This is a genomic window from Hymenobacter sp. GOD-10R (assembly GCF_035609205.1).
GTDB lineage: Bacteria > Bacteroidota > Bacteroidia > Cytophagales > Hymenobacteraceae > Hymenobacter.
This window is the reverse complement of sequence record NZ_CP141184.1, coordinates 6,583,271-6,596,730: the sequence shown is the minus strand read 5'-3', so window position 1 is coordinate 6,596,730 and position 13,460 is coordinate 6,583,271. Positions and strand designations below refer to the sequence as shown.

10 protein-coding genes are annotated in these 13,460 nt (G+C 59.5%); 8 read left to right on the top strand and 2 right to left on the bottom strand.

Annotation, left to right across the window (positions count from 1 at the left end; translation table 11 throughout):
• The first annotated feature begins 95 nt into the window (after nt 1-95).
• Together SD425_RS26030 and SD425_RS26025 are read left to right on the top strand one after the other, a co-directional pair.
• Nucleotides 96-1,343 carry a DUF2264 domain-containing protein gene (locus SD425_RS26030; RefSeq protein WP_324673848.1) on the top strand — a complete coding sequence of 416 codons (1,248 nt, stop codon included), beginning with the start codon at nt 96-98 and terminating at the stop codon, nt 1,341-1,343.
• Nucleotides 1,344-1,370: 27 nt separating this feature from the next.
• A complete protein-coding gene (locus tag SD425_RS26025; RefSeq protein ID WP_324673846.1) occupies nt 1,371-2,327 on the top strand; it encodes a glycoside hydrolase family 43 protein in 957 nt (318 codons plus the stop codon).
• 345 nt (nt 2,328-2,672) lie between these two features.
• Here SD425_RS26025 and SD425_RS26020 read toward each other — a convergent pair whose 3' ends face one another.
• A complete protein-coding gene (locus SD425_RS26020) occupies nt 2,673-3,554 on the bottom strand; it encodes an inositol oxygenase family protein (RefSeq protein WP_324673844.1) in 882 nt (293 codons plus the stop codon).
• Nucleotides 3,555-3,703: 149 nt separating this feature from the next.
• Between SD425_RS26020 and SD425_RS26015 the strand changes: the two genes are divergently transcribed.
• The 5 genes from SD425_RS26015 to SD425_RS25995 all read left to right on the top strand — a co-directional run bounded on the left by SD425_RS26015 (nt 3,704) and on the right by SD425_RS25995 (nt 11,848).
• Nucleotides 3,704-4,741, top strand: a complete 1,038-nt coding sequence (locus SD425_RS26015; RefSeq protein ID WP_324673842.1) for a LacI family DNA-binding transcriptional regulator — start codon at nt 3,704-3,706, stop codon at nt 4,739-4,741.
• Between the two features lie 115 nt (nt 4,742-4,856).
• Nucleotides 4,857-7,112 carry a GH92 family glycosyl hydrolase gene (locus SD425_RS26010; RefSeq protein ID WP_324673840.1) on the top strand — a complete coding sequence of 752 codons (2,256 nt, stop codon included), beginning with the start codon at nt 4,857-4,859 and terminating at the stop codon, nt 7,110-7,112.
• Nucleotides 7,113-7,226: 114 nt separating this feature from the next.
• A complete protein-coding gene (locus SD425_RS26005) occupies nt 7,227-8,489 on the top strand; it encodes a sugar MFS transporter (protein ID WP_324673838.1) in 1,263 nt (420 codons plus the stop codon).
• Between the two features lie 299 nt (nt 8,490-8,788).
• Nucleotides 8,789-10,693: a hypothetical protein gene (locus SD425_RS26000; RefSeq protein ID WP_324673836.1), complete on the top strand. Its 1,905-nt coding sequence runs from the start codon at nt 8,789-8,791 to the stop codon at nt 10,691-10,693.
• 42 nt (nt 10,694-10,735) lie between these two features.
• Nucleotides 10,736-11,848: a sensor histidine kinase gene (locus SD425_RS25995; protein WP_324673834.1), complete on the top strand. Its 1,113-nt coding sequence runs from the start codon at nt 10,736-10,738 to the stop codon at nt 11,846-11,848.
• Nucleotides 11,849-11,945: 97 nt separating this feature from the next.
• Here SD425_RS25995 and SD425_RS25990 read toward each other — a convergent pair whose 3' ends face one another.
• Nucleotides 11,946-12,587 carry a response regulator transcription factor gene (locus SD425_RS25990; protein WP_324673833.1) on the bottom strand — a complete coding sequence of 214 codons (642 nt, stop codon included), beginning with the start codon at nt 12,585-12,587 and terminating at the stop codon, nt 11,946-11,948.
• A gap of 490 nt (nt 12,588-13,077) precedes the next feature.
• Here SD425_RS25990 and SD425_RS25985 point away from each other — a divergent pair, with 490 nt between their 5' ends.
• Nucleotides 13,078-13,407: a hypothetical protein gene (locus SD425_RS25985; RefSeq protein ID WP_324673831.1), complete on the top strand. Its 330-nt coding sequence runs from the start codon at nt 13,078-13,080 to the stop codon at nt 13,405-13,407.
• The last annotated feature ends 53 nt before the right edge of the window (nt 13,408-13,460 follow it).

The following is a 13,460-nucleotide window of genomic DNA, read 5'->3' as shown; positions in this document are numbered from 1 at the left end:
TTTTCAATTCAACGACAAGACGCAAGGATGCGTCTCTACGCCGTTTTGGCAACTTTATATACCAAGTTAAACAGCTGTTCTGGCTGTCTGTGCGCATGAAACGACGCTCTTTTGTCACGGGAGTTGGGGCCGGCTTGTCGGCATTAGCGCTGCCCGGCGCGGTGCTGGCCAACTCAACGGAGAACCTAGCTTTTGCCGCCAAACCCACCGACCGCGACTATTGGCTGACGACGCTGCTGAAGGTGGTGGACCCGGTATTAACGGCTGCTGCGCAAGGCAAGCTGAAAGCCACTATGCCCGTGGAAGCCGCGGAAGGGCAGGAGCAGGGACGCCGCAACGTGACTTACCTCGAAGCCCTCGGCCGTACCCTGACTGGACTAGCTCCCTGGCTCGAACTAGCCGATGTGCCTGAAGCTGAGCGCGCTAAGCAGCAGCGTTACGCCGAGCTAGCCCGCCAAGCCATTGCACACGCCGTCGACCCACAGTCGCCGGACTTCATGAACTTCACCCAGGGCGGGCAGCCGGTGGTCGATGCGGCTTTTCTGGCGCATGCGCTGTTACGCGCGCCTACCCAGCTGTGGAGCAAGTTGCCAGAAGCCACGCAAAAGCAGTTGGTGCAAGCTCTGCAAAGCAGCCGCGTGATTAAGCCGGTGTACAGCAACTGGCTGTTGTTCAGTGGGATAATCGAGGCAGCGTTGCTCAAGTTCACTGGCAGCGGCGACCTCATGCGCATGGACTACGCCATTAAGGAGCACCTGACCTGGTACAAGGGCGACGGCACCTACGGCGATGGCCCCGACTTCCACTGGGACTACTACAACAGCTACGTGATTCAGCCCATGCTGCTCGACGTGGTGGGCACGCTGGTAGCGGCCAACAAGGAAAGCAAGGAACTGCTGGAACGGTTGCGCGCCCGCGCCCGCCGCTACGCTACTGTGCAAGAGCGGCTGGTGGGGCCTGACGGGTCGTTTGCTGCCTTCGGTCGGTCGTTGGCGTACCGGTGCGGGGCGTTTCAGCACCTCGCCCAAGTGGCTTTGCAGCAGCAACTTCCGCCGGAGCTGCCGGCCGGGCAAGTGCGCAGTGCCCTCAACGCCGTTATCCGCCGCACGATGGAGCCCAAGGGTACCTTTGATGCCAAGGGCTGGCTGCAAATCGGCTTGTGCGGGCACCAGCCGGGCATCGGCGAAAGCTACATTTCGACGGGCAGCTTGTACTTGTGCACGTCGGCGTTTTTGCCCCTAGGCCTGCCCGCTTCCGACGCCTTCTGGGCCAGCCCGGCGCAAGACTGGACGGCCAAGAAGATCTGGTCGGGGCAGGACGTAAAAACCGACCACGCGTTGTAACTAGGCGCCATCTTTCCAACCGCCCTTATGTTCACTAAGAAACAACTTGGCGCCGCGGCGCTCTTCCTGCTTACGGCGCTTCCTAGCTTCGCCCAAACCCCGCTCAAGAAAAACGAAGTACTGCTGTTTGCTTACTTCAAAGGCAACGGCGAAGACGGCCTGCACCTAGCTTCCAGCGCCGACGGCTATACCTGGACGTCGCTCAACAACGACAAGTCGTACCTGACGCCCACCGTGTCGAAGGACAAACTCATGCGCGACCCCTGCATCATTCGGGGCAAGGATGGGCGCTTTCACATGGTCTGGACGACGAGCTGGAAGGACCGCGGCCTAGGTCACGCCAGCTCCACCGACCTCGTGCACTGGACCGAGCAGCAAGACGTGCCCGTGATGATGCACGAGCCGACCGCCAAGAACGTGTGGGCCCCGGAAATCACCTACGACGCGCAGAAGGACCAGTACCTAATCTACTGGGCCACTACCATTCCGGGCCGCTTCCCGCAAGGCGAAACCGCCCTGGAGGGTGGCAACAACCACCGCATCTACTACACCACCACGAAGGATTTCAAAACCTACTCGCCGGCGCAGGTGCTGTATGATCAGGGTTTTAACGTCATCGACGCCACCATTCAGCCGGCCGGCAAGCGCTACGTGATGTTTCTGAAAGACGAAACCCGCGAGCCAGTACAGAAGAACCTACGCGTGGCCTTCGCCGACCAAGCCACCGGCCCCTACAGCAAGCCCTGCGAACCCATCACGGGAAAGTATTGGGCCGAAGGTCCGACCGCTATTCAGCTCGGCAATCAGTGGCTGGTATACTTCGATAAGTACACCGAGCACAAGTATGGCGCCGTAACCTCCCCCGACTTAGAGCACTGGACCGACGTGTCTGACAAAGTACAGTTTCCCAAAGGCACCCGCCACGGCACGGTGCTGCGCATCACCAAAAAAGAGCTAGCTCGCCTAACGAACCCAGGCAAATAGCGTAGCCTCTTTCCTCAAACGCCAGGGCCTGCTTCCCCGCCGCATTAGCGCGGATGGAAGCAGGCCCTGGCGTTTGTTTATTCCGGTGTAGTCTGAAAAGCTAGCTACCATCACTTTGGGCAGCACCAAGAACCTCTGATAGTCGAGCAGAAAACTATCCAAAGCGCCTGATGCGGCTCATAGTAGCCGGTACCTAGCTTTTCAGAATGTGTCCGGTGAGAAGCTGTTTGCGTTGATTTTCAGAACGCTGTAGAGACGCATACTTGCGTCTCGTCGTTGAACGAAATCGTTGTTGTGGCGTGGACGACGAGACGCAAGTATGCGTCTCTACAGCGTGCAGGTCGCCTAAAACTTCAGCGTGTTGGGTAAGTACTTGGCAACCAAGTTCTCATAGTACGGCCGAAGCTCATTCCAGTCGGGTGGGGTGGGGGCTTTCGAGTAGAGGTCGTAGGGGTTGAAAAGCTGCACCCATTTGAACATCTCGTGGTCGTGGGCGTCCATCAGGTGGTCGTAGGCGTTTTCGCGGTGCTGGGGGTAGAAGGAGTGGTAGCGCAGCATGTACAAGGCCGGCTCGGGCAAGTGGTCCTTCACCATGTGGTACACGTACTCATCATGGCCCCACGACAAGTGCACGTTGCGCAGGCCGCAGTTGGGCTCGTACACGCCGTACTTGGTGTTGTAGCGCGGGTCGTAAGTGTCGGGGTTGTGCTCGAAAAACTCCGGGTAGATTATCTTATCGGAGAAGGCGCAACCCACTGGGAACGTGTCGCCTACCACAGCCCACTGCGCCTCGCCAAACAAGCACAGCACCTTGCCCATGTCGTGCAGTAGGCCCACCAGTACAAACCAATCGGGGTGGCCGTCCTGCCGAATGGCTTCCGCCGTTTGCAGCAAGTGTTGGAGCTGGTCGAGGTCCGTGTCGGGGTCGGAGTCGTCGACGAGCTGGTTCAGAAACACGAAGGCATCCCAGACGGGCATTTCGCGCTTGTTGAAGGAGAGGAACTCCCGCTTCTTGCTGAGCACAAAATCGTAGGTCTGGTACTGATGGTTGAGGCGGTAAAACTCGCGCACCGAGTTGCGGGCGGGCGCCTCGTAGTTGCGGTACGCTTCGGTGTCGCGGCCCTGGGCAATGCTCTCCGGATCGGGGTAACGCTCCAGCAGATTTTCCTCCCATTGTTCGATGTTTTCGAGCGGGTGCTTTTCGGCGGCACTGGCAGTATTCTTCATAGAGCCTCAGGGGGTTAGGGTGGATGACGTTACTTACCAAAAATGCGCTTTCTTAGAGGCGTTTACTGCTAGCTGCCCAACTTTCTTTACGCAAGCGGTTGCGTAATCTGCCGCCCGTTCCCACCCACCACCGCGCCCGCTGACTCTCGATGGAGAAGATCAATCTCAAGCACCTCGCCGACGAACTGCACCTCTCCACCTCAACCGTATCCAGGGCGCTGCAAGACAGCCATCAGATTAGTACGGAGACGAAACGGCGCGTGATGGAGCTAGCCCACAAGCTCGACTACGTGCCCAACCCGCACGCCAGCAGCCTCGGCAGCCGCAAGAGCAAGACCATTGCCGTCGTCATTCCGGAGGTGTTCGACAGTTATTTCGCCCAGGCTATCAACGGCATCGAAACGGTGGCGCAGGCCCACGGCTACCACGTCCTGATTTATCTCACGCACGAAAGTGCCCAGCAGGAGCAAGCCATTCTGCACGCTTTCCAGGGTGGGCGGGTCGATGGTGTGCTCATGTCGGTGTCGGCCGAAACCTCCTCTACCGAGCACATTGAGGCGTTGCAGGCGCAGGGTGTGCCCGTGGCCTTTTTCGACCGCGCCGCTGATGGTATCGAAACGGCTTGTGTGACCACCAATGATTTGGAAAGCAGTTACCTAGCTACCCGTCACCTGCTCGACTGTGGCTGTACCAACCTCGCGCTGCTGTCTATTTCGCGCCAGCTGTCCATTGGGCGGCAGCGCATTGCGGGCTTTCAGAAAGCGCTTGCCGAACACGGCGTGGCGTTCGAGGAAAGTGCTATCATCGATTGCACAAACGATCCGGAAGAGAATTATAGGATCATCCGAAAAGCTTTGGAAGCGCGGCCCCGACCCGATGGCCTGCTGGTGACGGTGGAGTTGCTCACGGTGAGTGCTTACCAGGCGTGCTACGATTTGCACCTAGGTATTCCGGCGGAGGTGAAAGTAGTTAGCTTCTCCAACTCCCGCTCCGCTACCATCCTCAACCCGGCCCTAACCACCATTAGCCAACCGGCCTTCGAAACGGGCAAAACCGCCGCAACGCTGCTGCTGAAAGGCTTGAAAAACAATAACAAAGCTCTGGTTGCCGGTCAAGTGGTACTGCCTTCCTTGTTGAATATCCGGGCTTCTACGGTTGGGGTGCCGGCTGAGCGCCTGCCGGTATAAGACTAGGCGAATAGCCCGCCACAGGGAGCTAGCTACCTAGTTTTTTTATCTACTTTCAATCCCAAACTACCCGTTGACTAGTTCGTTCCGAAGAAACACGCAGCGCCGTATAAGCTTGGTCATTATCAGTCTGTTGCCGGCGTTAGCATGGGGCCAAGACCTTGTGCAGTATGTGCAGCCGCTGGCGGGCACGGCGGCCAGCACCACCGCCGCGGCGCTCAAGCATGGCAGTGGCACCGAGCACCTAGCTAATACTATCCCGGCCGTCGGCACGCCCTTCGGCATGACCCAGTGGACGCCCCAAACCCGCCAGTCGGAAACCAAGTGCCAGGCGCCCTACTACTTTCGCGATTCGCTGCTCACCGGCTTTCGGGCAAGCCACTGGCTCAGCGGCTCCTGCACCCAAGACTACGGCAGCGTCACGCTCATGCCCATCACGGGCAAGCTCACTATCCAGGCTACGCGCTACGCCGCGCCCTACACGCACCACGCCGAAACGACCTCACCGGCATATTATAAAGTCACGCTACCTAGGTACCAACTCACCACGGAGCTCACTGCGTCGGCGCGTTGTGGTATGTTGCAAATAACTGCCGCTAAAGCCGATAGCCTCTACCTGCTCGTTGTGCCCAATAGCGACCAGGGCCAGGGTTTCGTGCAGGTAGATGCCCAACGCGGGGAGGTGCAGGGCTACAACCCTGTGCACCGCATCTATCAGGGGTGGGGCGAGCCAGCCGGGTTCAGCGGCTACTTTGTGGTGCAGGTAGAGCGGGGCCAAGCACGCGGCGGCACCTTTCGCGGCGACCAGCATTCCGCCGCGGTCAGCTTACAAAAGCAGAAAGGCCTAGGTGCTTTTCTGGGCTTCAAGGTGAAGGCGGGCGAAACCATTCGGGTTCGGGTGGGCACGTCCTTCAGCAGTCTGGAAGGCGCCCGGCGCAACCTAGCAGCCGAGATGCCCACCTGGGATTTTGCCGCGCTCAAAGCTAAAAACCTAGCTATCTGGCAAAAAGCGCTCGGGCAGATCAAGGTGGAGACGAAGAAAGAGCAGGATAAGCACATCTTCTACACGGCCCTCTACCACACCATGCAGCAGCCCCGCCTCTTCAACGATGTCGATGGGACGTACCCAGCCTTTGCCGGCAATAAGCCGTTGCAGAAGCTCGCCAAAGGCAACTATTACGACGACTTTTCGATGTGGGACATCTACCGGGCCGAGCTGCCACTCTACGAGCTCTTGCAACCTAGCTTGGTGAATGACTGGGCTAACTCCCTGGTGTTGAAAGGCCAACAAGGCGGCTGGCTACCTATCTTTCCGTGCTGGAACAGCTATACCTCGGCCATGATCGGGGACCACGGCACTGCCTTCCTAGCCTCGGCCTACACCAAAGGCATCCGCGACTACGACGTGGCCGAGGCCTACCGCCTCATGCGCCAAAACGCCTTCGACCAACCTAGCCCGGCCGACTACCGGAACGGCAAAGGCCGGCGGGCGCTGCCCTCTTATGTGCGCTATGGCTTCGTGCCGCTCAATGACAGCGTGCCGGAAGCCTTCCACAAGAAAGAGCAAGTCAGCCGCACCCTAGAGTATGGCTTTGATGATTATGCCCTGGCCCAAGTAGCCAAAGGGCTAGGCAAGCAGGCTGACTTTGAGGCACTCACCAAGCGAAGTCTAGGGTATCGTCAGGTTTTTGACCCGAGCGTGGGCTTGGTGCGCGGCCGCTACGCCGATGGCCGTTGGGCCACGCCCTTCCGCCCCGATACACGCGAGACCTACATCACGGAAGGCACACCCCGCCAGTACACCTTTTATGTGCCCCACGATGTGCCTGGCCTGGCGAAGCTCATGGGCGGCCCCAACAAGCTGGAAGCCGCGCTGGATGAGCTGTTTGCCAAAAACGAATACTGGCACGGCAACGAGCCCGGCCACCAGATTCCCTTTATGTACAACTACACGGCCGCGCCCTGGAAAACTCAGCAGCAGGTGCGCCGCATCTTGGCCGAGGAGTACAGCGACGGGCCCGGCGGCCTCAGCGGCAACGACGATGCCGGGCAGATGTCGGCGTGGTACGTGTTTGCCAGCCTAGGTTTTTACCCGCTCAACCCCGTTTCGAACGAGTACCTGCTGTGCGCACCCTTGTTCGACAGGGTTATTATTCAGCTGCCCGGCGGTAAGACTTTGCAGATCAGCACCAAGAAAGCTAGCCCCGATGCGACTTACATCAGCAGCGCCACCTGGAACGGCAAACCTTATCCGCGAAACTACCTGTGCCACGCCGACCTCCTACAGGGTGGCAAGCTAGAACTGACCTTGCAAGCTGCGCCGAACAAGCAGTGGGGCAACCAACCCGAAAGCCAGCCGAAAGGGCTGTGAATAAGTAGGCTCTACCTTCTCGCAAGTGCAGTACGAAGCTCAAAACTAAATCAAGCTTTTTGCTCAACATCAGCTACTTTGCTCATCCTAACTCCACCCTAGCTAAGCTTTTGCATGCAGCCCACCGCCACCCAAACACCCACATCGGCTTCTTTCACGGAGAAGAAGTACCTCACCACCCTCGTCTTTGTCACCTCGCTGTTCCTGCTCTGGGGCATTGCCATCACCATGGGTGACGTGCTCAACAAGCACTTTCAAAACGTGCTGAATGTGAGCAAGGCCGACTCAGGGCTGGTGCAGTTTTCCATCTTTGGCGCTTATGCCATCATGGGTATTCCAGCGGGCTTGTTCATGAAGCGCTTTGGCTACAAAAACGGGGTGCTGCTCGGGCTAGGTTTGTACGCGCTGGGGGCTTTCCTGTTTGTGCCGGCAGCTAATGCGCAATCGTTCGGTTTCTTCCGCGGAGCCTTGTTTGTGCTGGCTTGCGGACTGGCTACCCTGGAGGCGGTGGCGCACCCCTTTATGGCCGCGCTCGGCGAACCCGCTACCAGCGACCAGCGGATCAACTTCGCGCAGTCGTTCAATGGATTAGGTGCCGTAATCGGGCCGTTGCTAGGTAGTTATTTCATTCTGAGCGGCGTGCACACCAACGGAGACTTGACCTCCGTAAAGACCCTGTACCTCATCATCGGCGGCGTCATCCTGATTATCGCGGTGGCTTTTTCCTTCGTGAAAGTGCCAGCGCTGCAAGATGCTCACCCAGAGATACATGCTGAGCCGGAAGCCGGCTTCTACTCCGGCACCGCCGAGGAGGTACCAGAAGTCAAAGGCTTATTTGGGCGGCCGCACTTTGTGTGGGCCGTGGTAGCGCAGTTTTTCAACGTGGCGGCGCAGGGCGGCACCTGGGCTTTCTTCATCAACTACGGGGCCGAGAAGATGGGGCTAGCCGATGCCGTTGCGTCACGCTACTTTGCCCTGAGCATGGTGATGATGATGATAGGCCGCTTCGTAGGTACCTACCTGATGCGCTTTATTGCACCAAATAAATTGCTGGCTACGTTCGCCTTAGCTAATGCCGTGCTGTGCGTCATCATTGCCCAAAGCTGGGGCTGGCCCTCATTCATTGCCCTGCTCGGGCTGAACTTCTTCTTCAGCATCATGTTCCCCACCATCTTCTCGCTGGGCCTCAAAGACCTAGGGGCCAAAACCCAGCAGGGTTCCTCGTTCCTGGTCATGACGGTGGCCGGCGGGGCCATCTTCCCCTACCTGATGGGCAAAGTAGCCAACCACGACGTGGCCGCCGCTTACTACCTGCCTATCATTTGCTACTTGGTTATCTTCTTGTTTGGCGCCCGGCTGTACAAGGTAAAGCGGTAGAAGAAGCCTAGCTGTCATTCCGAGCGCAGTGAGGAATCTGAGTTAACTACCTAGGCTCGTCACCCAGAGTCCTCGATGCGCTTGCAATGGCAGCTAGGTTTGTAGCTAAAATACGACGCTCGCACAAACGGTAGCATTTGCCACTGGTTAATAGTTGGGAGCTGGTGCGCGAAGAAACTATAGCTTATTATCAATATGTTAGGGGTAAGAAAACGTGAAAATAACGGGATGTTTGCTAGGTAAAATTTGATGGTTATTGCCGAGCTTGTGCCCCGGTGAACGATAACAGCTAACTAATAATGGCGCGTCCGTTGAGTGCGTCTGAGTACCGAGAAGGCAGGCGTCCTAGCTTGTTTGGCAGCACGTTGCTGTTGCTCTGGTTGCTGTTTTGGACGGGTACTGCGGTGGGGCAAACGCCTCCTATTCCGTGGGTACCCGATTCGGTATTGAGCGCCGTGGTGGTGCGCGACATGGCCGCCGACCATTCGGGCTACCTGTGGCTGGCTACCACCGACGGCGTCCAGCGCTACGACGGCTATCAGCTGGTGCCCCTTGCCAAGCTGCTCCCGACTGGCGTGGCAGCCCCAACTGGCTACTTGCACGCAGTGATGTGCGACCCTGCTGGACGAATCTGGCTGGGTGGCAAAGCTGGTTTGTATTGCTTGGTGCCCACTACTGGGCAACTCACGCGCATTCACCTACCCAACCTGCCGGAAGACCCCGTGCCGGGCGTGCAGGCCTTGTGGTTTGATGCCCGTGCCCAACGGTTGTGGGTTGGGTATGGCTCCGGCCTCGTGCTCACCCTCGACCCGGCCTACCCCGTGGCGAAGGCCCCACAGGGCATGCTCCGCGAGGAACCCGTCAGCTTCACGCCAGCCCCCGACCTAGGGGTGTGGCTCACGACCTACAACGGCCAAGTCCATCGGCTCGACGCCCAAGGCCGCCTCGTACAGCAGGTGCAGTTGCCGGGCAACTACTTGCTGCCGGTGCCGGGCACTCAGCCCCAACAGTTCATCAGCACCCATGCGCGCTACGTGACCGACTCGCGCACGGGGCAGTTGCGGGAGCAACAACGCTGGCTGCCCGCGTCGGATGGCGGCACCCGGTCGTTCAAGCCCCTGCTTGATGCCCAAGGGCGGCCCGTGCAATGGTTGGTAGAGCGGCAACAGGTAACGCTGCACTGGGGCGCCGCGGGCCAGGCACCCCAGGTAACTCGCAGCCCGGTCACGTTTTACGCCAACGAGCCTAGCACACGTTACACCCTGTACCGCGACCCGCACCAGCTGTATTGGGCGTTTAGCCCTGAGGAGCGCGGTTGCTACAAAGGCGGCAACGCGGGCCCCATCCGGCCCTTGCCCATCGTACGGCAGGTGCGGCCCCCGAGCGTGCGTGGCATCACTCGCCTGCCTGACGGCCGCTTGCTCGTCAGCTCCTACAGTGGCGTTTTCACCCAGGCGGCTGGGCAGCCTGCGGCGCTATTGCATCCTTTGACACTCACGCGCGAAGGCCGCCCTTGGCCCGCATTTCTGTATAGCCTGTTGGTTACCAAGAAAGGTCAGCTGTTTTTTGCCGACGAGAGCGACACGTTTGGGGAGCTGAATCCGCACACGGGTACGCTCACCTATCATGCTTCCGCCACTAAGCTGCAAGGCAGGGAGCTTTACCAAGCACGCGCCGGCACCATCTGGGGCGGGACGACCACCGGGCTCTATGTTTTCAAAGAAAAACAGCGAGCCTGGGTACGCTACCGCGACCAAGACCCGCACTGGCCGTTGCACGGGTTGGAAGTGCGCCGCATCAGCGAAGATGCCGCGGGCACGCTGTGGCTTGCCACCAACGGTGGACTCTACGCCCTGTCGTCGAACACAGGGGCGTTACAACACTACGGCACCACCGAAGCCTCCCCAGCCCGCCGCTTGCCCACCGACGACGTGCTGTGCGTGTACGCTGCCCCGCGCGGTCATGTGTGGCTGGGCACGCGGACCCAAGGCGTGTTGCACCTTACCGCTGCTCGCGGCTTGGTTGGGAGCCTAGGGCCCGAGCAAGGACTGCCTTCCGCTACTACCGCTACGCTGTTGCCAGACCAAACGGGGGCGCTGTGGGTGGGTACTTACGCCGGGCTGGTGTATTACCGACCCGATACGGGACAGTTAAAGGTGTATGGCTCCGCCGATGGCCTCGCCAACCCGGAGCTAAACCAATAAGCCGCCTACCGGGCTGCCGACGGCACCTTTTTCTTCGGAGGGGTGGGGGGCGTATTTCGGGTGGAGGCCACCGCCGCCACTAGTAAAGTCGAGCGGGGGCCCCAGCTACTGCTCACGGCACAAGCAGAAGGAGGAAAGCCGGCTCAGCCACGCCTGGCGCGCGCCGCCGTCGAGCCGCTGACTCTCACCAATGACATAGCCGAAGCCGGCTACAACCTAGCCTTAGACGACTTTCGCGCCCCGGCGCTCAACCGCTTCTTCTACCAGCTGTTGCCCACTGATGATGGCGTGGATACTACCGTCGTACAGCAAACCAGCCGGCACCTGCGCCTACGCGGACTAGCGCCGGGGGCTTACACGCTGGCTGTGTGGGGCCAAACCCCGGCGGGCCGACGCACGGTCAAGCACCGCTTGCGGGTGGAGGTGGCGCGCCCATGGTGGCAGCACCCGTTGGTGCTGCTCAGTGCCGCGGGCGTGTTGGTGGGTGCCGGCGTCGGGTTGCAAAAGCTGCGCGGCCAGCGAGTGCTACGCGAAGCTAGGTTGCGCACCCGCATTGCCGCCGACCTGCACGACGAGGTGGGCGCCTTGCTTACACGCGTAAACCTGCGCGCCGAGCTGCTCCAAGAACCTAGCTCCGCCGACGTGCTGCGCGCCGACATGCACGACCTGCTGCTCGATAGCCGGGCCGCCCTGACCATGATGCGCGACGTAGTGTGGAGCATCGATGCCAGCGCCGACACACTCGGGGCCCTGCGCGACCGGCTCCACGACCACCTCGACGCTACTGCCAAAGCCGCGGGGTTGCACGCAACGCTCACCATCCATGATCTGCCGGATACCCTCTCCCTGAGCCCAGCCTTACGGCAGCAACTGTATCTAATTGCCAAAGAGGCCATTACCAATGCCGTGCGCCACGCACCTACGGCTACTACCCTCACGCTGGCGCTCCAGCGTCAAGGCGCTGCCCTCACGCTGGTAGTGTATAACGATGGCACCGTAGCGCGGCCTTCTACCACGAACGGATCTGGGATGGGGCTGCGCAACATGCAACGCCGGGCCGAGCTGCTGGGCGGGCAACTCACGGCCGGGCCTGCGCCGGAAGGAGGCTGGCGGGTAAGTCTGCGCGTGCCATACCGCGACAGTTTGCTTACCTAATATCATGACGATCAAAACGGTAGCTAGCCCGTGCGGGGTGGGTAATGGGTAGCCGAAAGCAGAAGAACCCCGAGTGCTGCCTAGCTTCTGGTCACACTCATATAGACGATCCGTCGCGTAGGGAGTGCCGCACGAGTTCAGCGCGGCTGCGCACGTGCAGCTTACGGTAGAGCTGCTTGATGTAGGAGTGTACCGTTTGGGGGGCTAGGTCGAGGCGCGTGGCTACTTGCTTTTCGCTTAGGCCATCTACCAAGCCTTCCAGCACCTGTCGCTCGCGCGGGGTGAGGTCGGTGGTGGGGGCGGTGGGGCTAGGTTTGAAGTAGCCTAGCACCTTACGCGCCACCGCCCGGCTCATGGGTGCGCCGCCGCGGGCAACGTCGAGCAGGGCGGCTTTGATTTCGGCGGGGGGCGTGCTCTTGAGCAGGTAGCCTGTGGCCCCGGCGCACAGGGCCTGATAGATGCGGTCGGTATCCTCGAACACGGTCTGCATCACGAAGTCGGCCTCGGGCAGCTGGCGACGCAGCACGGGCAGGGCCTGAATGCCACTCAGGCCGGGCAAGCCAATGTCGAGCAGCACGAGCTGGGGTGGAGCTAGCAGCTCCGGTAGTTGCTGCAAGAACGCCTCGACCGAACCGGCCACCAGCACGCACTCAAACTCAGGTTGGCGGCACAGATAGCCGTGCAGCAGCTGGCGCACAGTGGGATCGTCTTCAATAATGGCCAGGCGCAGGGTTGTCATTGGCAAAAAGGAGCGGGAAAAAGTACGGGAGCCAGGAGTAAAGGTCGGGGGCAACGCCGCGGGGTGCAAGCCAACGCATACCCCTAAACAGGGGGGACAAAAAAATACCATACATCCTGTTTAGGGGTATGCGTTAGCTTGCAAATGTGTACAAAATCAAGTTAATTTTGACTAATTAATTGAGGAGCTTACTGAGTACGCCTTACCCACCATAGCGCTACTAAGTGAGGTTAGAAGAGCCGGAGGTCAGTGAACGTCCGGCTCTTTTGGCGCCAAAGGCTTTCTCACCTTGGAGCAGCAACGAAAAAGCTAGGTCATCCCCCCTGTTTAGGGGTATGTCTTGGGTTGCGCCGTAGCAAAAGGAGAAAGTACTTTTGATCAAAAGAAGAGAATAGTAGCTGATTAGTAGTGTTTTAATCAAATGAATGTCTGCTGACAACCTAGGGCAATTCGGATCTGCTGCACGCCCATATCACCGTTTTGAATCTATATGAACTACCAACTTCTGCAAATTCGTCGACCATGGAGGTTGGTGTTCTTACCCCTGCTAAGTTTGCTGCTCGGGCAATCGACAGCCCTGCAAGCTCACGTCCCAAGCCTGCGCTCTTCGGCTCACTTGGCGCCGGCGCAAGCGCGGTATCAGCTCCCCATTTCGCGCAGCGGTTTTCAACACACGGAAACCGATTATCGTGCTGCCGTCGGTGTGTACACGCACGGCACTGTTGGCGCGGACCAGGGCATTGTTCTGACTACAAACGCAGTTTCAGGCTCCAACAGGGAGATAAAGAATAGCGGTGGGGCTGGGGAGGGAGTAGACTAAGGTACACTACTACCCGCTGGCGTTTATTCCTGCCGACTACTTGGCACCAAGGG